Origin of the sequence: Streptomyces sp. NPDC051561 (assembly GCF_044454195.1) — a bacterium.
Taxonomy (GTDB): domain Bacteria; phylum Actinomycetota; class Actinomycetes; order Streptomycetales; family Streptomycetaceae; genus Streptomyces.
Genome location: NZ_JBITDM010000016.1, coordinates 1 through 25,808, shown reverse-complemented (window position 1 = coordinate 25,808; position 25,808 = coordinate 1). Strand labels below are relative to the sequence as shown.

Genomic DNA, 25,808 nt, shown 5'->3' with positions numbered 1-25,808 from the left:
GTCAGTCGCATCTCAGGGCTCCTGAACCTGTGGCAGCACCTTGGTGCGGTAGAAGTCGAAGAAGCCGCGCTGGTCCGGGCCGATCTGGTTGACGAAGACCCGGTCGAACCCGGCGTCGGTGTACGCCCGCAGCCGCCCCACGTGGGCGTCCACGTCGTCGCCGCACACCACCTTGTCGGCCACCATCTCCTTGGTGACCAGCTGGGACACCTGCTCGAAGTGCCGTGGGGTGGAGAGGATCTGGCCCATCTCGCCGGGCAGCTGCTCATTGGCCCACAGTCGGTGCGCGGTGTCGACCGCCGCCGCCCGGTCCGGCCCGTAACAGACCTTGTAGCCGCCGCTGACCGGCTTCGCCCTGCCGCCGCCCTTGCGGAACCGGGTCACCGCGCCTTCGTCGGGCGTCATGGTGATGAGCCCGTCGCCGACCCGGGAGGCCAGTGACATCGCCTTGGGACCGAACGCGGAGATGTCGATCGGGACGGGCTCGTCCGGCACCGTGTACAACCGGGCGTTCTCCAGCTTGTAGTGCCTGCCGTCGTGGCTGACCTCATTGCCGTCGAAGAGGTTGCGGATCAGTTGGACGGCCTCCTCCAGCATGTCCAGCCGCACCCGGGCGCTCGGCCAGGGGCCGCCCATGATGTGCTCGTTGAGCGCCTCCCCGCTGCCCACTCCCAGCCGGAACCGGCCCCCCAGCTGCACCGCCGCGGTGGCCGCCGCCTGCGCCACGATCGCCGGATGCATTCGCACGGTCGGGCAGGTCACCGCCGTCTGCACCGGCAGCGACACCGCCTCGGACAGCGCGCCGATCACCGACCAGACGAACGGGCTCTGGCCCTGCTCGCCGTTCCACGGGTGGAAGTGGTCGGAGATCCACAGCGACTGGAAACCCGCCTGCTCGGCCATCCGGGCCTGTTCCACCAGCTCGACGGGTCCGAACTCCTCGCACGAGAGGAAGTAGCCGAATTCGGTCATGGGGAGTGCGCCTTCCAACGGGAGTGCCTTCCAACAGAGTGAGCTTCCTACTGTGGCGAGTAACCCGCGGGGACGTCCGGAAACACACCGATCACGGAGTTTGGGTGGGCTCGGGGAGGGCACGCGGGACGAGTCCCGACAGGTATCCGACCGAGCGCCGACCGCGAGGCCGCCACAGCCGCCACATACGCATCGCAGACCCGCACCGCAGAGGAGACACATGCCCACCGAAGGACTGACGGCCGCCGAACTCGCCGAACTCGCACAGCAGTTGAGGGTGGACTCCGTTCGCGCCACGGATGCGGCCGGGTCCGGCCACGCGACCTCGTCCATGTCCGCCGCCGAACTGGGCGCGGTGCTCCTGGCGAACCATCTGCGTTACGACTTCGAGCGCCCCGACCACCCGGGCAACGACCACCTGATCCTCTCCAAGGGGCACGCCTCGCCGCTGCTGTACGCCATGTACCGGGCGGCCGGCGCGATCACCGACGAGGAACTGCTCACCTTCCGCCGCCAGGGCAGCCGCCTCGAAGGGCACCCCACCCCGCGACTGCCCTGGGTGGACGTGGCAACGGGCTCGCTCGGGCAAGGCCTGCCGGTGGGAGTGGGGGTGGCCCTGTCCGGCAAGCGGCTGGACCGGGTCCCGTACCGGGTGTGGGTGATCAGCGGGGACAGCGAGATGGCCGAGGGGTCGGTGTGGGAGGCCGTCGAGCACGCCGCCGTCGAGCAGCTCGACAACCTCACCCTGATCGTGGACGTCAACCGGCTGGGCCAGCGCGGCCCGACCCGGCACGGACGCGACCTCGACGCGTACGCCCGGCGCCTCAAGGCGTTCGGCTGGCACACCATCGAGGTCGACGGACACGACGCGCAGGCCGTGGACCGGGCGTACGAGGAGGCCCGTTCGACGCTGCGACAGCCGACCGCGATCCTGGCGAGCACCGTCAAGGGCAAGGGAGTGGAGGCGGTCGCCGACCAGGAGGGCAAGCACGGCAAGCCGCTCCCGGACGCGACGGAGGCGATCGCCGAACTGGGCGGCGTACGGGCGATCCATGTCGACGTGGCGAAGCCGGCGGCGGCCCGCACCCTGCACGCCGTACCCAGCGGGCATCTGACCCTGCCCCGCTTCGAGACCGCCGCCGACAACGGTGACCAGGTCGCCACCCGCGACGCCTTCGGCCAGGCGCTCACCGCGCTCGGCTCGGCCCGCAGCGATGTGGTGGTGCTGGACGGCGAGGTCGGCGACTCCACTCGGGCCGAGTACTTCGCCAAGGAACACCCCGACCGGTACTTCGAGTGCTACATCGCCGAACAGCTGCTGGTCGCGGCGGGCGTCGGGATGCAGGTGCGCGGCCATGTGCCGTACGTCGCCACCTTCGCCGCCTTCCTCACCCGCGCCCACGACTTCCTCCGGATGGCCGCGATCAGCCGGGCCGACCTCAATGTGATCGGCTCGCACGCGGGCGTCGCGATCGGTGAGGACGGGCCCTCCCAGATGGGCCTGGAGGACCTGGCGATGATGCGCGCCGTGCACGGCAGCACGGTGCTGTGCCCGTGCGACGCCAACCAGACCGCGCGGCTGGTCGCCACCATGGCCGACCTCAAGGGCATCCGCTATCTGCGCACCGGCCGGGGCAAGAGCGAGGTCATCTACGGCCCCGACGAGGAGTTCCCGGTCGGCGGGTCCAAGGTGCTGCGGCGGGGCGAGCAGGACCGGCTGACGCTGGTGGCCGCCGGGACGACCGTGCCGGAGGCGCTGGAGGCGGCGCGGCTGCTGGCCGCCGACGGCATCGACGTACGGGTGATCGACCTGTACTCGGTCAAGCCGGTGGACGCCCGGACCCTGTGGGCGGCGGCCGAGGAGACCGGGTGCCTGGTCACCGTGGAGGACCACCACCCCGAGGGCGGGCTGGGCGACGCCGTCGCCGAGGCGTTCGCCGACGGCAGGCCGACCCCGCGACTGGTCCGGCTCGCCGTGTCGAGCATGCCCGGATCGGCAACCCCCGACGAGCAGTTGTACGGCGCCGGGATCGACGCGGAGTCGGTGGCGACGGCCGTACGGCTGCTGGTGGAGAAGGCCGTGGTGCGATGAGCGGTGCCGCCCACGGCAACGACCCGGACGGCACGCTGGACGTCCGGGCCGGCCGGCACACCGTCACGGTCCACCGCCCCGACAAGGTGCTCTTTCCCGACCCCGGAATCAGCAAGGCGGACCTGGCGGCGTACTACCGGCGGATCGCCCTGTTCATGCTGCCGCAGCTGCGCGACCGGCCGCTGATGCTGGAGCGGCGGCCGGACGGGGTGAAGGGGCCGAGCTTCCTTCAGAAGGACACTCCGGAGAGCTATCCGGCGTGGGTGCGGCGGTCGAAGCTGGACAAGGAGGGCGGGACGGTACGCCACGTCGTCTGCGACGACAGCGCCACCCTGGTCTTCCTCGCCGACCAGGCGTGCCTGGCCCTGCACCGGTGGCTGTCGCGCACCGAGCGGCTGCCGTGGCCGGACCGGCTGATCTTCGACCTGGATCCGGCGCGGGACGACTTCGGGGCGGTACGGGACGCGGCGCGCCGACTGGGCGAACTGCTGGACCAGTTGAACCTGCCCTCGGCGCTGATGACGACGGGCTCCAAGGGGCTCCATGTGATCGTCCCGCTGAACGGCCACACCACCTTCGAGGAGTCGCGGGGCTTCGCGAGGGAGGTGACGGAGGTGCTGGCGGACCGGTATCCGTCGACGCTGACCACCGCGGTGCGCAAGAGGGCGCGCGGGGACCGGCTGTATCTGGACGTGCAGCGCAACGCGTATGCGCAGACGGGGGTGGCGCCGTGGTCGCCGCGGGCGCTGGCGGGGGCGCCGGTGGCGGTGCCGATCTCCTGGGAGCAGGTGGACGACCCGGGAGTGACTGCCCGGACGTGGTCCCTCGCTGACGTGGACGCAATCCTGGAGCAGGCGAAGCGGAACCCCTGGGCGGGGGTACTGACGAGGGGACGCTCACTGGGCCCGGCCAGAAAGAGGCTGAAGGCGGTGGGGTAGGGGGGCGGCCCCGCCGGAGCCGCCCCCACCTCCCGCCGCTACGCCCTCTTGCCTCTACGCCGTCCTGCCGCTGGGGGCCGGGGGCACCGTGCTCAGGGGTGCGGCGATCGACTCCAGGCTTCGGCGTTCACTCTTGACGCCGAGGAAGGATTCGACGATGCCTGCGGCGACCATCAGGCCCGCACCGATGCAGAAGGCCAGAGTGGTGTCCGCGGGCTTGCCGCTGCTGACCAGGCCGTTGAAAAGGATCGGGCCTGTGATGCCGCCGAGGGCCGTGCCCACCGCGTAGAAGAAGGAGATGCACATGGCGCGGGTCTCCAGCGGAAAGACCTCACTGACCGTCAGATAGGCCGAACTCGCCCCGGCCGAGGCGAAGAAGAGAACGACGCACCAGCAGGCGGTCATGGTGGTGGCCGTCAGGGCGCCGTTCTGGAAGAGCATGGCGGTGCCGAAGAGGAGGAGCCCGGACAGGATGTACGTCCCGGCGATCATCGGCACCCGGCCCACCGAGTCGAAGAAGTGGCCCAGGATCAGCGGTCCGAGCAGATTGCCGACCGCGATGACGGCGAAGTAGTACGCCGCCGACCCCGTCCCCACGCCGAAGAACTTGTCCAGGATGACGGCGTACCCGAAGGTGATCGAGTTGTAGAGGAACGCCTGCCCGATGAAGAGCGACAGGCCCAGGATCGCCCGCTTGCGGTACTGCGAGAAGACGGTCCGCATGATCTCCAGGAAGCCGATCGAGCCGCGCTGCCTGACGGTGATCTCCTCCTCCGGGTCCGGCAGCCGCTCGCCGGTCTCGTCGGCGACCTTCCGCTCGACCTCGGAGACGATGCGGTCGGCCTCCTCGTTCCTGCCGTGCACCATCAACCAGCGCGGGCTTTCCGGCACATGGCGACGTACCAGCAGGATCACCAGACCCAGCACCACCCCGATCGCGAACGCCAGCCGCCAGCCCACGTCCTTCGGGAACAGGTCCGTGTCCAGCAGCGCCACCGACGCCAGCGCACCGAGAGCCGCGCCGGCCCAGAACGTACCGTTGATGATCAGGTCGATACGGCCGCGCAGCCTGCTCGGAATCAGTTCGTCGATGGCCGAGTTGATCGCCGCGTATTCACCGCCGATACCGAATCCGGTGAAGAACCGGCAGACGAAGAAGAACCACGCCGATTCGGCCAGTGCGGTCGCCGCGGTCGCCGCGAGATAGACGGCGAGCGTGATGATGAAGAGTTTCTTGCGGCCGAAGAGGTCGGTGAGACGGCCGAAGAACAGGGCGCCCACACACGCACCCGCCACATAGAGTGCGGCGGCGGTAGTGGTGACCTGCGTGGTGGTGATCGCGATACCGCTTCCCTCTTCGGCGAGCCGTACGACGATATTGCCGACGATGGTCACTTCCAGGCCATCGAGGATCCACACCGTGCCGAGGCCGATGATGATCCTCCAGTGCCAGGGGGACCACGGCAACCGGTCCAGCCGCGCGGGAATGCGCGTGCGGACCTCCGGGAACTCTCCGCTGTCTGTTGTTGTCATGGCGCGACGAGTACCCCGCCGTGATTCGAACAACGCTCACCCGTTGCGGGGTTTGCGCCAGACCTGCCGGGATACCCGCACCTCCGAGGCTGACATGGCAAATACATCAGAGAACACTCCGAAGAAAACGCAAGCCAAGGCCGACGAAGAACAGAGCGAAGAACGGCACGAGCAGGCCGAAGAGCCGAAATCGAAGCCGCGTAAGCCGGGCCCGATGCAGATCCTTCGGGCGGCCCGCGAGCAGATTTCGGAACTCACCGGAATGCCCGCCGAATCCGTGTCCTCCTTCGAGCAGTCGGAGGGCGGCTGGGTGCTGAGGGTCGAGGTGCTCGAACTGGAGCGCGTCCCCGACACCATGAGCCTGCTCGCCAGTTACGAGGTCCAGCTGGACCCGGAGGGCGAGCTCACCGGATATCGCCGCGTCGGCCGTTACGAGCGCGGCCGGGCCGACAAGAAGTAACACCGGCCCACGGCACCTGAGCGTGCCGCGCACCCCAGGGGTGCCCGCGCAACCGATCAAGAGAAGCAAGAGAAGGAGGACCGGTTCATATGTCCGTTGTACCGGCACAGCAAGGTGGTGGAGGCGGCGGCGGTACCAGCGGCCTCTACGACGTCCTGGAGCTCGTTCTCGACCGGGGGCTCGTCATCGACGCGTTCGTCCGTGTCTCCCTGGTCGGCATCGAGATCCTGAAGATCGACATCCGTGTCGTGGTGGCGAGCGTGGACACCTATCTGCGGTTCGCCGAGGCCTGTAACCGTCTCGACCTGGAGACCGGTGCCAAGAAGCCCTCGGGTCTGACCGACATCACCGGCGACATGATGGAGAAGGGCGCGTCCGGCAAGACCAAGGGCGCCCTGTCCGGAGCGGCCGAGACCATATCCGGCGCGTTCCAGCAGGCACGTGACGAGGGCGGCCAGAGCGAGTCGAAGCCGCGGGCGCGGCGCACCACGTCCCGCCGGAAGGAGGAGCAGGAATGAGCACCTACGTCTACGGAATCACCCGGGCGGCTCACCCCGGGCTCCCGGAGCGGATGGGCGGAGTCGGCGATCCGCCGCAGCCCGTCCGGCTCATCAGGACCGGCGAACTGACCGCCCTGGTCAGCGAGAGCCCGGAGAATCTGCGGCCCAAGCGCCGCGATCTGCTCGCCCACCAGAGCGTGCTCTCCGAGGCCGGCGCGAGCGGCGCCGTACTGCCGATGCGCTTCGGCAGCGTCTCGACCGACGACGAGGCGGTGAGCACCGTCCTCGCCGAACGCGAGAAGCACTATCTGGAGCGGCTCGACGCCCTTGAGGGCAAGGTCGAGTACAACGTCAAGGCCACCCACGACGAAGAGGCCGTACTGCACCACGTACTGGCCGAGAACGCCGAGCTGCGCACCCTCAACGAGGCCAACAGGGCTGCGGGTGGCGGCAGTTACGAGCAGAAGCTCCAGCTCGGCGAGCGTGTCGTGGCCGCCGTGCAGCAGCGCGAGCAGCAGGACGCGCAGCTGGTGCGCGAGGCACTTGAGGGTGCCTCGGTGGACGTCAGCCCGGGGCCCGAGTCCACCGGCTGGCTGGCCAACGTGTCCTTCCTGGTGGGGCGCGAGGACGCCGCCTCGTTCAGTGACGCGGTGGACGCGCTCCAGCGCGAGGCCCCGCACCTGGTGCTTCAGGTCAACGGCCCGCTGCCCCCCTACAGCTTCGTGGAATGAGAACCCATGGGTCTCCTGGGTGAGCTGCTGCTGCTTCCGCTGGCCCCTGTCCGCGGCACCGGCTGGGTGCTGCGGCAGGTGGTCTCGGAGGCGGAGAAGCAGTACTACGACCCCGCGGCGATTCAGGCCGAACTCCGGCGCCTGGAAGGGCAGTTGGAGTCCGGCGAGATCGACGACGCGGAGTTCGACCGCCGTGAGGACGAGCTCCTCGACCGGCTGGAACACCAGCAGAGGCAGCAACAGGCTCCCCCGCCCTGAGCGGGGCCCGTCCTGAGCGGGGCCCGACAGTGGGGCTCGACCCGAAAACGACCGGAAAGCAGGATTCGTCATGAACAACAGGCTCGGCCTGGGGCTCGCTGTAGGAGCGGGCTATCTGCTGGGGCGGACGAAGAAGCTCAAGTTCGCCTTCGCCGTCGGCACTTTCGTCGCGGGCAAGAAGCTGCAGCTGAGCCCGAAGGCGCTGATGGACTTCGCCTCCTCTCAGTTGCAGAACAACCCGCAGTTCAAGGAGATAGGCGACCAGCTGCGCGAGGACATGCGCGGCGTCGGCAAGGCCGCCACCGGTGCGATCATCAACCGCCAGCTCGGCGGGCTCGCCGACCGGCTGCACAGCAGCACTCTCAACGTCCAGGACAAGGCGGCCGGCATCGTGCCGGACATCACCAGTCTCAAGGACCAGGACAAGGGCCGGGACGAGGAGCAGGACGAGGAGCCCGAGGAGGAGACCGAGGAGCGCGAGCAGCCCCGGCGGCAGACCCGCAAGAGGGCGGCGTCCTCCGAGTCCGGTCCGTCCGATTCCCGTTCCTCGGAATCCGGGTCGTCCCGCTCCGGTTCCTCCCGTTCCGGTTCCTCCCGCTCGGGCTCGTCCGGGTCCGCGTCCGGCTCCCGTACGGCCGGGAAGACCGGTTCCGGGACCGCCAAGAAGACCGCATCCGGCGCCGGCGCGGCCAAGAAGACCGCCTCGCGAACCGCTTCCGGTACGGCGGCGAAGAAGACCACCTCCGGCACCGCCAAGAAGACCGCCGGGGCAGCGAAGAAGACCGCATCGAGGGGAGGCCGTGGCCGTGGCTGACACCAAGAATCCCGCCGAGAGCCTCACCGGCGCACTCAAGCCGGACAGTGAGATCACCGACCGGCTGAAGCAGGAGTTCCAGGCGTATCTGGCCGCCCAGGCCGAGCGCGTACTGGTCGGCGTGGGCCGCAAGCTCGGCGAGTCCACCTCCAAGCTCACCGACATCGCCGAGGGCAACAGCCCCGGCTTCGCCAAGCTCGCCCTGGACGGCGGCCGCAAGCTCGCCGAGGGCAAGGGCCCGGTGCGCAGCGCCGTGGAACTCGGCGCCGGCCACCTCAAGGACAAGGCCAAGGACGCGGTGTCCGGCCTGTTCGGCGGCAAGGGCAAGCGCAAGAAGGGCGGCGGCGGAGGCAAGCCGATCGTCATCCTGGAGACCATCGACGTCGGCGTGCCGGTACGGGTCGCCTACGACCAGTGGACCCGCTACGAGGACTTCTCCACCTTCGCCAAGGGCGTCAAGAGCGCCACCACCGCCGACGACACCACCTCCGACTGGAAGCTGAAGGTTTTCTGGTCCAACCGGAGCTGGAAGGCCCACACCACCCAGCAGCTGCCGGACCACCGGCTCTCCTGGACCACCGAGGGTGCCAAGGGCACCACCAAGGGCGTCGTCACCTTCCACCCGCTGGGCGACAACCTCACCCGGGTGTGCCTGGTCATGGAGTACTACCCCAAGGGCCTGTTCGAGAAGACCGGCAACATCTGGCGCGCCCAGGGCCGCCGGGCCCGGCTCGACCTCAAGAACTACGCCCGGCACATCTCGATGAAGGGCGAAATCGACGACGGGTGGCGCGGCACCATCGAGGACGGCGAGGTCGTCAAGACCCACGAGGACGCCATCGCCGAGGAGGAAGAGGCCCGCGCCGAGGAGGAGGGCCAGGACTCCGAGGAGCACGAGGGCGACGACGAGCACGGCCCCGACGACGGCGAGCAGGAGGCCGAGTACGAGGACGAGGGGGACGAGGAACACGACCCCGACGCCGAGTACGAGGAGGACGACGGGGAACCCGAGGCCGAGTACGAGGAAGAGGGTGAGCCCGATGCCGAGTACGACGAGGAAGAGGGCGAGCCGGAGGCCGAGTACGAGGAAGAGGCCGAGGAGGAGGACCCCGAGGCCGAGTACGAGGACGCCGAGCTCGTCGAGGACGACGACGAGGAGGACGCGGACTCCCGCAAGCAGCGTGAGTACGCGGACTCCGGAGACAAGGGTCACCGATGAGCACTGCTGCCAGAATGCCCGACCCGTACGGGTCGGGAGGCGGGGCCAACCTCGCCGACATCCTGGAACGGGTCCTGGACAAGGGCGTCGTGATCGCGGGAGACATCAAGATCAATCTCCTGGATATCGAGCTCCTCACGATCAAACTGCGCCTGATCGTCGCCTCGGTCGACAAGGCCAAGGAGATGGGCATCGACTGGTGGGAGGACGATCCTTCGCTGTCCTCCGGCGCCAGGCGCCGCGAGATCGCCGAGGAGAACGAGCGGCTCAAGCGCCGCATCGCCGACCTGGAGTCGAGCTCCGCGGAAGCCGTCACAGCGGGCGAACGCGAGAGCGAGCGGAAGCTTGAATCCGCCCGGGACGGGAACACCGAAAAGGCATGACAGCTACGACAGACACCACCGGCACGGGAGCGATTCCCCAGGAGGAACTCCGTTACGTCTACGCCGTGACCCGCCCCTTCGACGGGGTCCTCCCCGACGAGGGCGGGCGCGGACTGGACGGGGAACCGCCCCGGCTGCTGCACCACGGCGACCTGGTCGCCGTGGTCAGCCCGGTGCCGGCCGCCGACTTCGACGAGGCGCCGCTCAAGGCCCACCTCGAAGACCTGGACTGGCTGGCCGACACCGCCCGCACCCACCAGAACGTCATCACCGCACTGACCACGGTCACCAGCCCGGTGCCGCTCCGGCTCGCCACCATCTGCCGGGACGACAGCGGGGTGCGGCGGCTCCTGGAATCCGGGCACAGCCGTTTCGTCACGACCCTGGACCGGCTGGACGGCCGGATCGAGTGGGGGGTCAAGGTGTACGCCTCGAATCCGGCGCCCGCCCCCGCCGCCCCGAAGACGCAGGCGCCGGCGCCGAGTGCGGACACGCCCGGCGCGGGGCGCAGTTACCTCCAGCAGCGGCTCGCCCAGCGACGTACCCGGGAGACCGCCTCGAACCGCGCGGACGCACTCTGCCGCAGGATCCACGCCGAGCTCTCGGAGGCCGCCGAGCACGCCCTGCTGCACCGCCTCCAGGACGGTCGGCTCTCCGGCCGCAGCGGGCAGAACGTGCTCAACGCCGCCTACCTGGTGCCCCGTGCGGACAGCGAGGCCTTCGTCGAGAAGGTACGCGCGCTGACCCCCGAGGACGCCGAGGGCGAGGGCGTACAGGTCGAGCTGACCGGCCCGTGGGCGCCGTACTCCTTCGCGGACATCGGGGCGTCCGGTAAGGAGGACGCAGCCGAGCGGCCGAAGGGGGACCCGGCATGAGCCACTACACCGACGACCACGACATCGACGCACTCGCCCAGCGCGAGATCGCCCTGGTCGACCTGCTCGACCGGCTGCTCGCGGGCGGCGTGGTGCTCGCCGGTGACCTGACCCTGCGGATCGCGGACGTCGATCTCGTACGCATCGACCTCAACGCGCTCATCAGCTCGGTCAGCGAGAACGTGCCGTCCCCGTTCGAAGACAGGCGATGAGAGAGGAGCCGCGATGACCACCGAAGACCTGACCCCCGCCGAGGTGCGGCGGCTCGACGCCGACCGCCTCACCCCGACCGCCGATGTCGACCTCAGCGCCGTGGACCTCGACACCGCACTCGGCAACGTCCTGGGCGCGGAAGCCGTCTCCGGGCGGAGCAACGGCGCCGTCGGCCTCGGCAGCAGCCGCAAGGAGAGTCCGGCGGACAAGGCCGACGACGAGACCCGACGCCGGGTCGAGCTGGACGCGGACACCGTCGAACGCGACCTGGTGAAACTCGTCCTGACCGTGGTCGAACTGCTCCGCCAGCTCATGGAGCGCCAGGCGCTGCGCCGTGTCGACACCGGCGAGCTCACCGAGGAACAGGAGGAGCGCATCGGCATGACGCTGATGCTCCTGGAGGACCGGATGGGCATCCTGCGCGACAAGTTCGGCCTGGAGCCCGAGGACCTCAACATCGACCTGGGCCCACTGGGCCCCCTGCTCCCACGGAATTGACCCACGGTGACCGAAAACTCCACATCCAGTGAAGGCTCCGAGGGTGGCGGTTCGTCCGACCACAAGACCAGGGTCACCATCCTGGTCGCCCTCGGAGCCAATCTCCTGATCGCCGCCGCCAAAGCTGTCGGCGGCCTCATCGCGTCCTCGCCCGCGCTGCTCTCCGAGGCCGCGCACTCCGTCGCGGACAGCATCAACGAGGTCTTCCTGCTGGCCGCCCTGCGCCGCAGCCGGCGTCCCGCCGACCGCCAGCACCCCTTCGGCTACGGCAAGGAGCGCTACTTCTGGTCGCTCCTCGCCGCCGTCGGCATCTTCGTGCTCGGCGCCGGATTCTCCTTCTACCAGGGCATCGAGGCCCTGACCGCGCCGTCGGCCGGTGAGTCCACCAGCGGTTACGTCGCCGGGCTCATCGTCCTCTTCGTGGCCCTGCTCGCCGAGGGAACCTCCCTGGTCCGCGCCCTGTGGCAGGTCCGCAAACAGCCCGGCAAGGGCCTCGGCAAGGACCCGGCCCTGCGCACCGTGGTCGCCGAGGACAGCACCGCGGTGGTCGGCGTGCTGGTCGCCATGACCGGCATGGTCCTGCACATGGTGACCCACCAGGTCGCCTACGAGGCCGCGGCCTCGCTCACCATCGGACTGCTCCTGGTGTACGTCGCCTACCGGCTCGGCTCGGACGCCCGCGCCCAGCTCATCGGTGAGGCCGTCGACGTGGAACTGGACGACGGCATCCGCGAGTTCCTTGCCGCCCAGCCGGAGATCGACCGGCTGGTCTCGCTGCTCACCATGCGGCTCGGCATGGAATCGACCCTGGTGGCCGCCCGCATCGACCTGATGCCCGGCCTGGACAGCGAGCGCGTCGAGCTGGTCTCCGAGCGCATCAAGCGGGACATCAGAAAGACCTGGCCGGAGGCCGACCAGGTCTTTCTCGATGTGACGGAGGCGCCCACCGACGAGCACGCCGACGGCGAACTCCTCCCGGAGGAAGCGGAGCTGCCGCCGTTGGAGCGTCCGGCAAGTCCTACAGGGCGCTCTGTGCGGTCGGCAGCGGACGGTACACCGTAAGCGCCTCGTCCGCCTTGTCCACCACGAACGCTCCGGGCGCCGCCGCCACTTCACCGTCGAAGGCGAGCGGCGTCCCGGGCTCGATCCCCGCCACCCGCATCCGCCGCATCCGGCCCGCCGCGTGGAACGGGGACTTGCTCAGCGGACCCGCCACGGCCGCCAGCATCAGCCGCAGCCCCGGCAGCCGCCCGCCGTGCACCACCCGGACGTCCAGCAGCCCGTCCGCGAGGTCGAAGCGGCGGCCCGGGGTCGGCCCCATCCGCTGGTACAGGCCGTTTCCGGCGAACAGCATCCACATCCCGCGCTTCTTGCCGCGCACCTCGGCCTCCAACGGCCGCTCCCCGCGCAGTACCTGATAGGCGGCCAGGACGCCCGCCGGCCAGCCACCGATCCGCGGCGACCAGTGCTCCCTGATGCGGACCAGCTCCGGGTAGGCGCCCAGGCTGAAAGTGTTGAGGAAGTAGCCGGGGGAGCCGTCCTCGTTCGGGCCAGGGGTGAAGCGGCCCAGGTCGACCTTGACCGCGTCGCCCTCGGCCAGTGCCCGGCAGGTGTCCTGGACGGTCTCGATGCCGAGGTCGTACGCGAAGTGGTTGAGCGTCCCGCCCGGGAAGACGGCCAGCGGAACCCCGGCCTGCGAGGCCGCCACCGCCGCCCTGTTGACCGTACCGTCGCCGCCGCACACGCCCAGGGCGCGTCCGCTGCGCACCGCCTTGTCCAGCTCGGCACAGAGGTCCTCGGGGTCCACCTCGCGCACCTCGGCGGCGGGCAGCGACTCCCGTACCAGAGCGGCCTTGGCGGCAGCGCTGCCGGACGCCTTGTTCACCACCACGATCAGGTCCTGGCCGTCGGGCAGCCGGGGGGCGTCGGTGTGCGGGCGGCCGGGGGAGGGCAGCTGGTCACGCGTCGGCACCAGCCCCCGTACGGCGAAGGCGGCGCCCACGCCGAGCGCGGCACCGACCAGCACATCACTGGGAAAGTGTGCGCCGGTGTAGATCCGGGACAGTGCGACGGCGCCCGCCACCGGGGCGACGGCGGCGCCCCAGCCCCTGGACTCCAGGGCGACCCCGGTCGCGAAGGCGGCGGCGGACGCGGAGTGGCCGGACGGGAAGGACGTGGTGACGGGCTGGCGCTTCAGCTGACGAATCAGCGGCACCGTGTCCAGGACCGGCCTTATCCGCCGCACCGAACGCTTGCCGACCGTATTGACCGTCGCCGACGCCAGCGCCAGCGAGGCGACCCCGCGGATCGCCGCCCGCCGGGAGCGGGTGCTGCCGCCGAACGCGGCGATGCCGGCCGCCGCGCCGAACCACAGCAGCCCGTGGTTGGCGCTCTGACTGAGCCGGGGCAGCACCCGGTCGGCGCCCGGCCAGTGCCGGGCGGCGACGGCATGGAACACGGCATGGTCGCGGGCGGTCAGCCAGTCGCCGATCCGGTGGGTGGTGTGACGGGCCGCGGGTGTTGGGGAAAGGGGCTCAGACATGGCAACCGGTTACCCGCCCGGGCCGCTCCGAACCAAAGGCGCGGGCCCCCACCCGTGGAGCTGTGGGTGGGGGCCGCAGGGTTGTCCGGTGGCGTCGGTGCGCGCTCTTCAGTGCCCGCTCTTCGCGAACTCCGCGGTGAACGCCTCGCAGAACGCCTTGAGGTCGTCCGGCTTGCGGCTGGTGATCAGGGTGTTGGGTCCGCCGGTGCAGACCTTCACCTGCTCGTCGACCCAGGTGCCGCCCGCGTTGCTGATGTCGGTGCGCAGACTGGGCCAGGAGGTGAGCGTCCGGCCGGACAGCACATCCGCCTCGATCAGCGTCCACGGGGCGTGGCAGATCGCCGCGACCGGCTTGCCCGCCGCGAAGAAGCCCTTGACGAAGGCGACCGCCTCGGCGTCCATCCGCAGCGCGTCCGGGTTGGCGAGCCCGCCGGGCAGCACCAGGGCGCCGTACTCCTCCACGGAGGCGTCCGCCACCACCTGGTCGACGGGGAAGCTGTCGCCCTTGTCGAGGTGGTGGAAGGCCCGGATGCTGCCGGGGGTGGTGGAAACCAGCCGGGGGGTGTCACCGGTGGCGGTCACCGCCCGCCAGGGCTCGGTCAGCTCGACCTGTTCGACGCCCTCGGGCGCGGCGAGAAATGCGATCCGCATGCTGTGCTTCCTCTCTGTTCAGAGGGGTTCGGAGTTCATAGGGGTTCGGAGCGTCTGTTCAGAGCGGTTCGGAGCGATCCGTTCAGACCGGGGCGCCCGGCACCGCGGCCACCGCCACCGCCTGGACATTGTCGAACACCGACCCCTCGGGGAGCGCCGAGACCACCTCGCAGAGCTTCTCCGGGGCGTGGCCGTGCCGCAGCATGGCCACCACCGCGTCCCGGTCCGCCGGGAACTGGGTGCGGCCCAGATGCCGGGCCAGCTCGAAGCGCACCTTCTCGAACTCGCCCGCGGGGCCGGGCCGCGGCGCCGGGTCCGAGGCGAGCGCCGGGTCGTCGTCGGCCACCGGCTCCGGGTCGTGCCACTCCTCGGTCCTGGTCGGGTGGCCGGACCGCAGCTGCCCCTGCAGCTCCTGCTTCATCTCGTCGTCCTGGCGCCGGCTGACCCGGTCGCTGCCACGCTGCATGAATGCATCACTCCATGATCTGTCGGGGGTTTTGGGCGGGTACCCGACACATGGGCCGTAAACCCGCTTCCGCACATGGGCCGTAAACCGGCTCGCGGCCATGTGCGGCCATGTGCGGAAACCCGCTCCCGCGATCCCGTTCCAACTTCCTTCTTGGGCAAGGGGTTTGGGCTCGCCGAAGCGGGGGACCCGGATCGCGGCCGCACGGCCACTGGGATAGGGATGGGCTCCGGGCGCGGACGACGCACTGTCAGGGACGGCGGTGCTCAGTCCGCGCCCGGAGTGGGTTCCGGGTGAGCCCGGGAGGGGTTTTCGGACGGAGTGCCGGGCCCGTGCCCTCGCGGGTTTACCGGCTGTGAGGGCGGTCACCCGCATGACACCAGGCCCGGACGAAACCGGGGCCCGTGCCACCTCCAGGGAAGGACGGGGCCATGGCTCTGCTGGCCGTGCTGCTACCCGTGTTCATGCTCGGCGCGATACTCGCGCTCGGCCGTTACGAGGAAGTCCTGCTCGCCCCACCGGCGAAGGACGGCGAACCGGCGGTCCGTCTCGGCCGCTACGCGAAGGGAAAGGTCTGAAACCCATGGGCAAAGTGCTCTACAAGCCGCTCGGCATGATCTTCGGCTTGGCGGGCGGCATGCTCGCCGGCGCCGCGTTCCGCAAGACCTGGAAGGTGGTCACCGGCGAGGACGACGCCCCGGACGGACTGGACCGTGACCGCCGCTGGCGCGAGATCCTGCCCGCCGTCGCCCTCGAAGGCGCGATATTCGCCGTCGTACGCACGACGGTCGAGCGCAGTGGCGCCACCGTCGTGCGCCGTTTCACGGGGTACTGGCCCAGCTGAGCGCCGGTGTCCGACCCCCGGCCGGATCAGCCACCGGCTCCGCATCCGACGCCCTGACCCGTACGGCCCGGCCAGGCCCCGGAGTTCACCCACCGGGCTCCGACTGTGCCGCCGGTCACAGATCGACTCGCTCCCCGTTTGCCCCGGGCAGCTCAGGGCAGGCGAACCCCGTGCTTCGGACCGGAGGCACGCCCGTGGGAGCGGTCTCTGTGCTCCGGGCGTGTGCTGTTCCAAACGGCGGGCACCCGAGCTCCGGTTTCTCCCTTCCAGCGGTGACATCCATTCGTCTGCACCGTTCCGTCACAGGGAGTTGCACCATGCGTACTCAGATTCCAGGCAAGCACCCGCATGACGACGCCCCCGACACCGCCGCCGCCTTCCACCGGCTGGCCGGGCTTCCCGAGGGGTACGAGCGCGAGGTGATCCGGCAGGAGATCGTCAACGCGTGGCTGCCGATGGCCGAGCGGCTCGCGGGCAGGTTCCGCAACCGCGGCGAGGCGCTGGAGGATCTGCGACAGGTGGCAGCGCTGGGCCTGGTCAAGGCGGTCGACCGTTACGACCCCGAGCACGGGTCCGCCTTCGAGAGCTTCGCCGTACCGACCATTACGGGTGAGATCAAGCGGCACTTCCGCGACCACATGTGGACCCTCCATGTGCCGCGCCGCGTCCAGGACCTGCGCAACCGGGTGCGCGCCGCGCACCAGGAGCTGGCCCAGACGATGGTGGGCCGCTCCCCGACGGTCGCCGAGATCGCCGCCCAGGCGGGCATGAGCGAGGCGGAGGCGCTCTCCGGCCTCGAAGCCCTGGACTCCTTCACCGCCCTGTCGCTGGACGCGGAACTTCCCGGCAGCGGGGACGGCTACTCCCTCATCGACGCCATCGGCGGACCCGATCCGGCTTTGGAAGTGGTGGTCGACCGCGAGGCCGTGAAGCCGGGGCTGCGCCAACTCCCGGAGCGGGAGCGGCAGATCCTTTACATGCGGTTCTTCCGCGACATGACGCAGAGCAGCATCGCCGAGGACCTCGGCCTCTCCCAGATGCACGTCTCCCGGCTGATCAACAGGTGCTGCACCCAGCTGCGCGCCCAGGCGCTCAAGGAAGCGGCATGAGGGCCCGCTTCCACGAGCCTGTGCCGGGGCCCCGGCCGGGTGCCCGCCCCCGTACCTAGGCCGCGGCCCCGGCCCGCTTCTTGCGGGCCGACATGCACGCGTACACGATCACGCCCGCGAACAGGAACAGCACGCCCTGGTAGACGGCGGCGTACCCGGATCCGGCGACCAGCCACATCGAGAAGCCCGCGGCCAGCGCCGCCAGCACGCCGTCGCGGACCAGCCGCCCCCGGTTCACCCGCTCCGACTGCCCCGACAGCAGGAAGTACAACTGCGCGGCCGTGGCCAGCAGATAGGGAACGGTCGCGGTGAACGTGGTGACCAGCACCAGCACCTCGAAGACACCGTCCGAGCCCGCCGTGTAGTTGTAGATGGTCAGCAGCGAGGCGAGTACCACGGTCACGATCACACCGACCGTCGGGACACCGCGGCGCTTCGTCGCGAAGACGGACGGGAAGAGCCCGTCCTTGGCCGCCGCGTACGGGGTCTGGGCACTCAGCAGGGTCCAGCCGTTCAGCGCACCGAGGATCGAGATAAGTGCCGCGCAGGCGACCACCGTGCCGCCCCAGCTGCCGCCGAACATGTGGTTCACCGCGTCGGAGAAGGGCGCCCCGGAGTCCACCAGCCTGTCGTGCGGAACATTGCCGAACACCGAGAGCGTGCCCAGCAGGTAGACGAACGCGGCGCCCAGCGTGCCGAAGATGGTCGCCCGGCCCACGTTGCGGCGCGGGTTGCGCACCTCGCCCGCGCTGACCGCGGCCGACTCCACGCCCAGATAGCTGAAGAGCAGGATCGCCGCGGACGCGGAGATCGCCCCGACCGGACCGGAGCCACTGGCCTGGAACGGGCCCAGATTGTCCGCCTCGAAGGTGAAGAGACCGCCGATCGCGACCAGCAGCAGCGGCGCGAACTTCAGTACGGTGGCGACGACCTGCACCGCTCCGACATAGCGGGTGCCCGCGAGGTTGGCGGCGGCCGGCAGCCACTGGATGACCAGCGCCGCCAGCATCATCGCCATCTTGGAGTCACCCAGCGGGATCAGTACGTCGAGATAGCCGACGGCCGCCACGGCGAGCGCCGCGTTCGACACCCAGGCGGTGATCCAGTAGCTCCAGGCGGCCAGGAACCCGGCGAAGTCGCCGAACGCCTCACGGGCGTAGACGTACGGGCCGCCCGTCCTCGGATGCTGATTGGCCAGCTTGCCGAAGACCAGGGCCAGACAGATCGCACCGAGCGTCAGCACGCCGAAGGCGACCAGGCTGATGGTGCCGAACGGTGCGACGGAGGCGGGCAGCAGGAAGATTCCGCCGCCGATGATGTTCCCCATCACCAACGTGGTGGCGACCCCGAGACCGAACCGGCGGGAGTGCTTGCCGCCACCGTCCGAGCTGTCTGTGGGGGCTGCCGGATCCGGCTGCGGAACGGTTCCGGTGTCGTGCATGGGGTGGTGCCTCTCGCCGTACGAAGTGCCCAGGGTCGCCGGGCGACAGCCATGGTCGGGTACGGGCAAGGCTGCACCAAATCAAGCTTTTTCATTCTGTACGGCGCGGTCCGTGGCGGGAAAACCTCCTTCGTCCGGCACCTTCGACAAGGAATCCTGCGCGGCCCCCAACGGCACCTGTGGCCCCTGGCATTCGCGCAACCAGCGACGAAGTACCTGGTGAACGGCTTGCGCACCGACGAGCTCCGCCCCCTCGGGCACCGGCTCGGACAGTGCGAGCGGCCACAGCAGGAAGGGGCGGGTCTGTTCGCCGCCCAGACCTCCGTGCGAACCGATCTGCTCCTCGAAGGCGTGCACCTGCCCGGTCTCCGGGTCGTACACCGAGTTGATCATGAGGTCGGCGGTGTGCGGAAAGGTGTCGGTACGCCGGATCGCGTCGGCCGCGCCCTTGCCGAAGTGCTGCAACGGGCCCTCGCCGTCCCGCAGCTCGGGCAGCGGAATCTCCGAGCCGCCGGGGCCGAGCACCACCGCGCCGTACGCCTCGCTCCGCACCAGTACGAAACCGATCCCCGGGTGACCGGCCAGCATCCGCAGCAGGGCGGGGTGGCGGCGGTCGATCTCCTCGCGGGAGGCGCGACCCGGCAGGTCCGGGAAGCTGACCAGGCCCAGATTGCCGGAGGCGAGCACGATCGGGTCGGAACCGGAGACGGCCGACGGGGGCTGCTCCTCCTCGGTGCCGGCGGGCGGGCGGTGCAGGGCGATCCGGACCGCGTCCCGGGCCTCGGAGCCGCTCTTGGTGTGCTCGGCGCGGCGCGGAATGGGCAGCCCGCAGCTCGCCCGGACGTAATCCCGCAACGTCAGCCCGAAGCGGCCCTGGAAGGTCTCGCCGGGGCTCTGCCCGTGGTCGGAGAGCAGCACCACCCGGTACGCGCGCGGGGCGTGCTCGGCGACCTTGACCAGCAGGGCGAGCGAGCGGTCGAGGCGGCGCAGGATCTTCTCGGCGTCCTGGCTGCGCGGCCCCGAGTGGTGGGCGACCTCGTCGTAGGCGACCAGATCCGCGTAGATCGCGGTACGTCCGGCCAGCAGGTCGCCGATGACCGCGGCGACCACCACGTCGCGTTCGATGACCGTCGCGAAGGCACGGATGAAGGGGTAGAAGCCGCCGCGGCCGATGCGCGGGGTCTCCTTGCGGAGCCGTGAACGGACGGACGAGCGGATCTCGCGAACCACCTCCGCGACGAAGGACATCGCGGTGCGGACCGCGTTGGCGGGGTCGGAGAAGTAGGCGAAGTACCCGGCACGGGAGCGGTTGTTGGGCCCCCGGCGGGCGGCGATGGAGAGCACCAGGGCGAGCTGGTCGGCGCCGCCGGAGAAGAGATTGCCCCGGCTGGCGCCGTCGTAGGTGAGCAGTCCGCCGTCCCCGGTCCGCTCGATGGCGCGCTGCTGGAGCTCGGCCGTGCTGGCCGGGCTGGAGCACACCATGGTCCGGCCGGTCTCCTTCTCGTACCAGCGGAAGGCCGGGACGTCGTGGTTGGAGCCGTGCAGGATGCCGAGCTGGCTGGCGCCGGTCTGGCTGGACCAGTCGGTGCGCCACGGGGTGAGCCGGTGGGAGGGGACGAAGGAGCCCTCCGGCTCCACCAGATTCGCCACCGTCGGCATCAGTCCGTCGTCGAGGGCGCGGCGCAGGGTGTCGTGGCCGAGCCCGTCGAGCTGGAGGAAGAGGGTGCCGGGCATCCCGTGCCGGCCCTCGTCGCGCCGCCCGCCGCGACGCCGTTGCGCGAGACGCGAGAGCCTGCGCCGGTACGCCTCGTCGTCACGCACCGCGAACGCGGTGGACGTCGTCGACGCCACGGCCGACATCACGGCGGCGACCACCACCGCGGTCTGCGGATCCGACTCGCCGCGTCCGTCCGGAATGAGGCTCAGCGCGACCAGCAGCAGCGAGCCGTTGAGGAAGAACACCAGCAGACCGAGGACCAGCGCGGGCACCAGCAGCAGGGCCCGCACGGCGAGCGGCCAGACCAGCGCCGAGAGCAGACCGAAGGCGCCCGCACCCCAGACGGCGGTGACGGCGACGCTGGTCAGCGACTCCTTGTCGTCGCTCTGCAACTGGAAGTCGGGAAGGATCCCGGCCAGCGCCAGCATGGTGAGGGTGGAGACCGCCCAGACGGTGATCACCCGCAGCAGGGTGCCGCCCGCCCGCCGCCAGCTCGCTCTGCGCCCGCGCCCTTCGGCCACCACGCCCTACCTGCCTCTTCGGTCCCTGCCGGCCCCGGCCGTCCGGGGCTCCGCTCGTCCGGCAAGGGTGACACAGCGCACTGACACTTCGCGCCGAGAGGGGACATAGGCGGACAAGCTGCGGTCCCGAGCCGGGAGTGGTGGCGGTCAGCAGCCGTCGTAACCCGCCGTCGGCATGGACAGCCGACGGTGCACATCCGCCTTCATCGGCGCGCTGTAGACCGGCTCGTCGAGCCCCGCCTCCTCCAGCCGCACACCGCGCCGCTCGCACTCCGCGGAGAACTCGTGGGCCGAGGCCAGCGCCCGGTCCAGAACACGTCTGTTGGGCACCACGAAGATGTCGACATGACCGGCCTCGACATCGGCCCACAGTGCGCGGTGGTCGGGGCGCAGCCCGTGCAGCACCAGCCGACGGGTGACCACATACCCCTTGTCGGCCGCCCATCGCGCGCACATCGCGTGCTGACTGCGGGTGTCCACCAGGAAGGGGTCGTGGTCCAGCTCCTCCAGCGGGGTCAGGCCGGCGATCGCCGCCACCCGCAGATCACCCCGGACATCGCCCGGAACGTCACCCCGGGCGCCGTCGGTGTCCGCACGCGCGTCGTCCATGACCCGTCCCCTTCGCCGCTGTCACCGCCAGACCCTACTCCGGACCGGCCCCGCGCGAGGAGGCGTGCACCGTGGGCGCGGGGTGCGCCGTAGGGTGGACGGCGTCGCGCGGAAGGAGCCCGGAACACTGTGAAGCCCGGACAGCTGTGAACAGCGAAGGCCCCCGCGAACCGGGCCTCCGTGCACCAGGCACCGCCCAGGCAGGTACCGCCGTCACCTGGTGGGGGCACGCCACCTGCACGATCGAGGACTCTGGGGTGCGGGTGCTGACTGACCCCCTCTTCGTGCGCCGCTTCGCCCACCTGCGCCGCCGCCGGGGCGCCCTCCCCACGGCCGAGGCGCTGCGCGCGGACGCCGTCCTCATCTCCCACCTGCACTCCGACCACCTCCATCTGCCCTCCCTCGCCCGGCTCGCCCCCGGCACCCTGGTGGTCGTGCCGCGCGGCGCCGTGCGCCAGGTCTCCGGACTGCGCAGGTTCCGCACGGCCGAGGTCGGGCCCGGCGACCGCGTGCGCGTCGGTGCCCTGACCGTCCGGGCGGTCCACGCCGAGCACGACGGCCGCCGGCTGCCCGTCGGCCCGCACCGCTGTCCCGCGCTGGGTTACGTCGTCGAGGGCGCGTCCGCCACCTACTTCGCCGGGGACACCGGCCTCTACGACGGGATGGCCGAGGCGGTCGGCCCGATCGGCACCGCACTGCTGCCGGTCGGCGGCTGGGGCCCCAACCTGGGCCCCGGACACCTGGACGCGGGCCGGGCGGCCCAGGCGCTTGCCATACTGGATCCGCGACACGCCGTACCGGTGCACTACGGGACGTACTGGCCGATAGGGCTGGACGGGGTGCGACCCCACGAGTTCCACGCACCGGGGCACGAGTTCGTACGGAAGGCGGCCGCGCTGGCGCCCGAGGTGGCGGTGCACCGGCTGGAGCACGGCGAGAGCGTAACGACGGAGGGACCTGCGTGAGCGGGCAGTGGAGAGCCGCGCAGGGCGATGCCGGACAGTGGCTGGCCGACGCCCTTGAGGCGGTGCAGACGCAGGCGGTGAACGTCCCCGTGCCGCCGGAGGCGACCCAGCAGGCGTTCGGCTACCCGGCGCTGTTCGCGCTGGTGGCACTGGGCGCGCTGGTGCCGGTGGTGCCCACGGGGGCGCTGGTGAGTACGGCGGCGGTGGTCGCCCTGCACCAGAGTCTGCCGGTCCTGTCGCTGCTGATCGTCTTCGTGGTGGCGGCCGCCGCGGCCTTCGTGGGGGACCTGGCGCTGTACTGGCTGGGGGTGCGCGGGGTGCGCTCCGAGCACGGCTCGAAGTGGCTGGACGCGCTGCGCAGGCGGGCGCCCGAACAACGCCTCCAGCAGGCCCAGCAGAAGCTGGAGGAGCACCGTTCACAGGTGCTGACCCTGTCCCGGCTGGTACCGGCCGGGCGGATCCCGGTGATGCTCGCCTGCCTGCTCGCGAAGATGCCGATCGGCCGGTTCGCCCGGGGTGACATACCGGCCTGCCTGGCGTGGGCGGCGGCCTACCAGCTCATCGGAGTGCTCGGCGGCAGCCTCTTCTCCCGCCCCTGGGAAGGGGTGGCGGCGGCGATCGCGGTCACGCTGCTGATCAGCGCGGTGCCCTCACTGTGGCGGCGGGCGCGACGGGCGACGGCCTGAGAGCGAACCGCTTCGGGTGCCCGAACCGCTTCGGGCGCTCCAACCGCTCGGGCCTTTGAACCGCGCCGGGCGCTCCGACCGCGTGGGTACGTCCCGCCGCCCGGACACCGTCACGTCATGACCCGGGACGCCCCGACCGCCAGATCCCACAGCTCCTCGCGTGCGCGGCCCGCCCGCTCCCAGGCGGCGCGGACCCGGGTGAGGGGTTCCAGGACGGGTTCGGCGGAGAGCACGAAGGTGCCCCAGTGCATGGGTGCCATCTGCCGCGCGCCCACCTCCGCGCACGCCCGCACCGCTTCCTCCGGGTCCATGTGGACGTCCCGCAGCCACCAGCGCGGCTCGTACGCCCCGATGGGCAGCAGCGCCAGATCGAGGCCGGGGTGGCGGTCGCCGATCTCCCGGAACCAGTGGCCGTATCCGGTGTCCCCGGCGAAGTACACACTCTGGCCCCGCTGATCACTCAGAACCCATCCGCCCCACAGCGTGCGGCAGGTGTCGACGAGGGACCGCTTGCTCCAGTGGTGTGCGGGGACGAAGTCCAGCCGTACGCCGCCGAATTCGGCGCCCTCCCACCAGTCCAGCTCGGTGACCCGGGTGAACCCCCGGCGGCGGCACCAGCGGGCGAGGCCCGCCGGGACGAAGAGTGCGGTGTCGCGCGGGAGTCTCTTGAGGGTGGGGGCGTCCAGGTGGTCGTAGTGGTTGTGGCTGATGACCACGGCGTCGACCGGTGGCAGGTCCTCCCAGCGCACCCCCACCGGGGTGATCCGGGCCGGCGTACCGAGGATCTTCCGCGACCAGACCGGGTCGGTGAGCACCGTGAGCCCGCCGATCCGCACCACCCAACTGGCGTGCCCCGCCCAGGTGACGGCCACCGTCGCGGCATCCACCACCGGCAGCGGGCCCGGCTCGAACGGCAGCCGTGCGATGTCCCGCAGCCCCTCCCTGCCCGGCCTCATCGCACCCTCACGGGCCAGCCTGGCGAGCGCGCGCACGCCGGGGAGCGGGGCGGTGAGACGGTCGGCGAAGGTCCGGGGCCAGGGGGTGGTGCGGACCTCGCCGAGGGGGCGGGTGCCGGAGGAACGCTCGGCGGGACGGGATCGTTCCACCAGATCCGAGGCCCGGCCCGCGGAGTGTTCCGGGGGTTCGGTCAGTTCGGTCTGTTCCGTCATCGAAAGGCTCCGTTCGGAGGCGTACGGCAGGGGAGGGGTGCGGCGTCGGATCAGCCCAGTTCGGTCGGATCAGCCCAGTTCGGCGAGTGCCGTGCCCAGGTGGTTCAACGCCTGCTCCAGATGCGGCAGTTCAAGCGGTTCCTCCGCCGACAGGGACTCCATTCGTTCTTCCGGGGTTGCTCCGAGCAGCGGTGCCGTGGAGATCCGTACACGCAGGGCGGACAGCGGATCGCCGAAGCGGTGGCCGCCGGGGACAGGGGTGCCCAGGCGGCCGCTGAGGTACTCCTCCAGCTCCATCGAGTCGCTGACCCCCCGCGCGGCGAGGCCGTCGCGCAGCGGGTCCAGATCGGCATAGAGATGCCGCCCGGCGGTCGGCGGCCGGGCCAGCGCGCCCGCGGCCAGCACCTCGTGGAGCACGGCGTGCTGCACTCGCGCGTGCAGTGCGGCGGCGGCCCTCGCCCGGGTCACCACGGGCTCCGGATCACCCAGCGCGTACGTCGCGGCCGCGGCGAGGGGCGCCGGGACGGTGGCCCCGAGCGCGGCCAGGGCGTCGAGGACCCGGGCGCGGAGCGCGGACCCGTACGCGGTGTCCGGGAGCCGGGCGACGGCGACGCGCCAGGTGGTCGGCACCAGGGCCCCGGCCAGATCGGAGAGGACGACCACGTGGTCGGGGAACATTTCGGCTGCGCTGAGGAAGACGGGCCCGGGGAGCGGCGGGGTTCCGGGGCCGGTCGGGCCGGTGGGCGTGCCGGGACCTGGCCGTGGGGAAAGGACCGTGCGGCCGGTCGTCCCGTGGTGTGGGGGGCGGTGCGACGGGCGGGGTGCGGGGCGGTGCACCGGGGTGCGGGTCGGCCGGTGCAGGGTGTCCCGCCATGTCTCGTCGCTCACCACGAACAGCCCCTCGGCGAGTGCGGCCTCGCACACCTGGTGCACCACTTCCGGCGGGGCGACCGTCGCCGTCGGGTCGTCCGGCACGGACAGCACCAGCAGACGTGGGGCGCCGCCCTCCGCCCGTACCCGCCGGACCGTCTCCAGCAGGGCGTACGGGTCGGGGACGCCGCCGCACTCGGCGGGCGTGGGCACGTGATAGGCGGCTCGCGCACCGCCCAGCAGCCGTACCTGCGGGGCCCACCAGGCCGGGCAGGGGCGCGGCAGCAGGACATCTCCGCCGATGGCGGCCATCAGAGCGAACAGCAGGGGTGGGGCGCCGGGGGCGGCGACCACTTCGTGCGCTTCGACCGGGAGGGAGCGCCGGTGCCAGTGGGCGGCGGCGGCGTCGCGTATTTCCGTGCCGCCGCCCGGGGGATCGACGCGGGTCAGGTCTGCCGCGTCGGCCAGAGCTTCGGCCAGTTCGGGCAGTACGGGGAGTCCGGGCGGCGGGGGTGGGGGGCCGTGCTGGACCCGGCCCTGGTCCTCGGGGAGGGTCCGCTGCATGGGGGCCTCTCGGGGGTGAGGTCGTTTTTCCGGGGGTTGCGCCCCCTGGCCCTTTATATGTGTGGTTGGGCGGGGGCGCATGGGGGGCGGGGCGGTGGTCCGGGGCGGGGCGGCGGTACCGGGGTGGGCCGGGGCCGGGAGGGTGCGACTCCGTCGGGGGCCGCCCCC

28 protein-coding genes are annotated in these 25,808 nt (G+C 71.1%); 18 read left to right on the top strand and 10 right to left on the bottom strand.

What is annotated here, in order from left to right; translation table 11 throughout:
- Positions 1–12: 12 nt before the first annotated feature.
- Positions 13–972, bottom strand: a complete 960-nt coding sequence (locus ACIA73_RS28930; protein ID WP_399441735.1) for a TIGR03557 family F420-dependent LLM class oxidoreductase — start codon at positions 970–972, stop codon at positions 13–15.
- A gap of 220 nt (positions 973–1,192) precedes the next feature.
- Between ACIA73_RS28930 and ACIA73_RS28925 the strand changes: the two genes are divergently transcribed.
- On the top strand, positions 1,193–3,064 hold the full coding sequence (locus ACIA73_RS28925) for a transketolase (RefSeq protein WP_399441734.1): 1,872 nt from the start codon (positions 1,193–1,195) through the stop codon (positions 3,062–3,064).
- Positions 3,061–4,002 (top strand): non-homologous end-joining DNA ligase, encoded by a 942-nt coding sequence (ligD, locus tag ACIA73_RS28920; RefSeq protein ID WP_399441733.1) that lies wholly within the window; start codon positions 3,061–3,063, stop codon positions 4,000–4,002. The genes ACIA73_RS28925 and ligD overlap by 4 nt, the downstream gene beginning before the upstream one ends.
- A 54-nt stretch (positions 4,003–4,056) precedes the next feature.
- Here ligD and ACIA73_RS28915 read toward each other — a convergent pair whose 3' ends face one another.
- Complete coding sequence (locus ACIA73_RS28915) at positions 4,057–5,535, bottom strand: MFS transporter (RefSeq protein ID WP_399441732.1); 1,479 nt, start codon at positions 5,533–5,535, stop codon at positions 4,057–4,059.
- 94 nt (positions 5,536–5,629) lie between these two features.
- Between ACIA73_RS28915 and ACIA73_RS28910 the strand changes: the two genes are divergently transcribed.
- The 11 genes from ACIA73_RS28910 (at position 5,630) to ACIA73_RS28860 (ending at position 12,548) form a co-directional block, all read left to right on the top strand.
- Positions 5,630–5,995 carry a gas vesicle protein gene (locus ACIA73_RS28910; RefSeq protein WP_399441731.1) on the top strand — a complete coding sequence of 122 codons (366 nt, stop codon included), beginning with the start codon at positions 5,630–5,632 and terminating at the stop codon, positions 5,993–5,995.
- An 89-nt stretch (positions 5,996–6,084) separates the two neighbouring features.
- The gene (locus ACIA73_RS28905) at positions 6,085–6,513 is read left to right on the top strand and encodes a gas vesicle structural protein GvpA (protein WP_399441730.1); all 429 of its coding nucleotides are present in this window, start codon (positions 6,085–6,087) and stop codon (positions 6,511–6,513) included.
- Complete coding sequence (locus ACIA73_RS28900) at positions 6,510–7,226, top strand: GvpL/GvpF family gas vesicle protein (RefSeq protein WP_399441729.1); 717 nt, start codon at positions 6,510–6,512, stop codon at positions 7,224–7,226. Before ACIA73_RS28905 ends, ACIA73_RS28900 begins: the two co-directional genes overlap by 4 nt.
- A 6-nt stretch (positions 7,227–7,232) precedes the next feature.
- Positions 7,233–7,484, top strand: coding sequence for a gas vesicle protein GvpG (locus tag ACIA73_RS28895; protein ID WP_399441728.1), 252 nt, complete (start codon positions 7,233–7,235; stop codon positions 7,482–7,484).
- A 70-nt stretch (positions 7,485–7,554) separates the two neighbouring features.
- On the top strand, positions 7,555–8,298 hold the full coding sequence (locus tag ACIA73_RS28890) for a DNA primase (protein WP_399441727.1): 744 nt from the start codon (positions 7,555–7,557) through the stop codon (positions 8,296–8,298).
- Positions 8,291–9,517, top strand: coding sequence for an SRPBCC family protein (locus ACIA73_RS28885; protein ID WP_399441726.1), 1,227 nt, complete (start codon positions 8,291–8,293; stop codon positions 9,515–9,517). Before ACIA73_RS28890 ends, ACIA73_RS28885 begins: the two co-directional genes overlap by 8 nt.
- The gene (locus tag ACIA73_RS28880; protein WP_399441725.1) at positions 9,514–9,900 is read left to right on the top strand and encodes a gas vesicle protein; all 387 of its coding nucleotides are present in this window, start codon (positions 9,514–9,516) and stop codon (positions 9,898–9,900) included. Before ACIA73_RS28885 ends, ACIA73_RS28880 begins: the two co-directional genes overlap by 4 nt.
- Entirely contained in the window at positions 9,897–10,775 is an 879-nt protein-coding gene (locus tag ACIA73_RS28875) for a GvpL/GvpF family gas vesicle protein (RefSeq protein WP_399441724.1), read from the top strand. The genes ACIA73_RS28880 and ACIA73_RS28875 overlap by 4 nt, the downstream gene beginning before the upstream one ends.
- Positions 10,772–10,987 (top strand): gas vesicle protein, encoded by a 216-nt coding sequence (locus tag ACIA73_RS28870; protein ID WP_399441723.1) that lies wholly within the window; start codon positions 10,772–10,774, stop codon positions 10,985–10,987. Before ACIA73_RS28875 ends, ACIA73_RS28870 begins: the two co-directional genes overlap by 4 nt.
- Positions 10,988–11,228: 241 nt before the next feature.
- Positions 11,229–11,486: a gas vesicle protein K gene (locus ACIA73_RS28865; protein WP_399441874.1), complete on the top strand. Its 258-nt coding sequence runs from the start codon at positions 11,229–11,231 to the stop codon at positions 11,484–11,486.
- A gap of 6 nt (positions 11,487–11,492) precedes the next feature.
- On the top strand, positions 11,493–12,548 hold the full coding sequence (locus tag ACIA73_RS28860) for a cation diffusion facilitator family transporter (protein WP_399441722.1): 1,056 nt from the start codon (positions 11,493–11,495) through the stop codon (positions 12,546–12,548).
- Here the strand turns inward: ACIA73_RS28860 and ACIA73_RS28855 are convergent.
- From ACIA73_RS28855 to ACIA73_RS28845, 3 genes are all read right to left on the bottom strand, one after another.
- Complete coding sequence (locus ACIA73_RS28855; RefSeq protein ID WP_399441721.1) at positions 12,505–14,028, bottom strand: bifunctional phosphatase PAP2/diacylglycerol kinase family protein; 1,524 nt, start codon at positions 14,026–14,028, stop codon at positions 12,505–12,507. The two genes, ACIA73_RS28860 and ACIA73_RS28855, sit on opposite strands and share 44 nt — an antisense overlap.
- A gap of 108 nt (positions 14,029–14,136) precedes the next feature.
- Positions 14,137–14,679, bottom strand: coding sequence for a type 1 glutamine amidotransferase domain-containing protein (locus ACIA73_RS28850; protein WP_399441720.1), 543 nt, complete (start codon positions 14,677–14,679; stop codon positions 14,137–14,139).
- 82 nt (positions 14,680–14,761) lie between these two features.
- Positions 14,762–15,145: a DUF2795 domain-containing protein gene (locus tag ACIA73_RS28845; protein WP_399441719.1), complete on the bottom strand. Its 384-nt coding sequence runs from the start codon at positions 15,143–15,145 to the stop codon at positions 14,762–14,764.
- Positions 15,146–15,576: 431 nt separating this feature from the next.
- Between ACIA73_RS28845 and ACIA73_RS28840 the strand changes: the two genes are divergently transcribed.
- From ACIA73_RS28840 to ACIA73_RS28830, 3 genes are all read left to right on the top strand, one after another.
- Positions 15,577–15,723, top strand: a complete 147-nt coding sequence (locus tag ACIA73_RS28840; protein WP_399441718.1) for a hypothetical protein — start codon at positions 15,577–15,579, stop codon at positions 15,721–15,723.
- A gap of 5 nt (positions 15,724–15,728) precedes the next feature.
- Positions 15,729–15,989, top strand: coding sequence for a DUF4235 domain-containing protein (locus ACIA73_RS28835; protein WP_399441717.1), 261 nt, complete (start codon positions 15,729–15,731; stop codon positions 15,987–15,989).
- Positions 15,990–16,306: 317 nt separating this feature from the next.
- Positions 16,307–17,098: an RNA polymerase sigma factor SigF gene (locus ACIA73_RS28830; protein WP_399441716.1), complete on the top strand. Its 792-nt coding sequence runs from the start codon at positions 16,307–16,309 to the stop codon at positions 17,096–17,098.
- Between the two features lie 55 nt (positions 17,099–17,153).
- On the opposite strand, the gene ACIA73_RS28825 is transcribed toward ACIA73_RS28830, so the two are convergent.
- From ACIA73_RS28825 to ACIA73_RS28815, 3 genes are all read right to left on the bottom strand, one after another.
- Positions 17,154–18,539, bottom strand: coding sequence for an amino acid permease (locus tag ACIA73_RS28825; protein ID WP_399441714.1), 1,386 nt, complete (start codon positions 18,537–18,539; stop codon positions 17,154–17,156).
- An 81-nt stretch (positions 18,540–18,620) separates the two neighbouring features.
- Positions 18,621–20,777, bottom strand: coding sequence for an alkaline phosphatase family protein (locus tag ACIA73_RS28820; protein ID WP_399441713.1), 2,157 nt, complete (start codon positions 20,775–20,777; stop codon positions 18,621–18,623).
- Between the two features lie 147 nt (positions 20,778–20,924).
- Positions 20,925–21,386, bottom strand: coding sequence for a hypothetical protein (locus ACIA73_RS28815; protein WP_399441712.1), 462 nt, complete (start codon positions 21,384–21,386; stop codon positions 20,925–20,927).
- 146 nt (positions 21,387–21,532) lie between these two features.
- On the opposite strand from ACIA73_RS28815, the gene ACIA73_RS28810 reads away from it, so the two are divergent.
- Both ACIA73_RS28810 and ACIA73_RS28805 read left to right on the top strand, forming a co-directional pair.
- The gene (locus tag ACIA73_RS28810) at positions 21,533–22,351 is read left to right on the top strand and encodes an MBL fold metallo-hydrolase (RefSeq protein WP_399441711.1); all 819 of its coding nucleotides are present in this window, start codon (positions 21,533–21,535) and stop codon (positions 22,349–22,351) included.
- 62 nt (positions 22,352–22,413) lie between these two features.
- Positions 22,414–23,037, top strand: a complete 624-nt coding sequence (locus tag ACIA73_RS28805) for a DedA family protein (RefSeq protein WP_399441873.1) — start codon at positions 22,414–22,416, stop codon at positions 23,035–23,037.
- Positions 23,038–23,147: 110 nt separating this feature from the next.
- On the opposite strand, the gene ACIA73_RS28800 is transcribed toward ACIA73_RS28805, so the two are convergent.
- Both ACIA73_RS28800 and ACIA73_RS28795 read right to left on the bottom strand, forming a co-directional pair.
- A complete protein-coding gene (locus tag ACIA73_RS28800) occupies positions 23,148–24,206 on the bottom strand; it encodes an MBL fold metallo-hydrolase (protein WP_399441710.1) in 1,059 nt (352 codons plus the stop codon).
- A gap of 69 nt (positions 24,207–24,275) precedes the next feature.
- Positions 24,276–25,640 (bottom strand): aminotransferase class I/II-fold pyridoxal phosphate-dependent enzyme, encoded by a 1,365-nt coding sequence (locus tag ACIA73_RS28795; RefSeq protein ID WP_399441709.1) that lies wholly within the window; start codon positions 25,638–25,640, stop codon positions 24,276–24,278.
- Positions 25,641–25,808 lie beyond the last annotated feature (168 nt).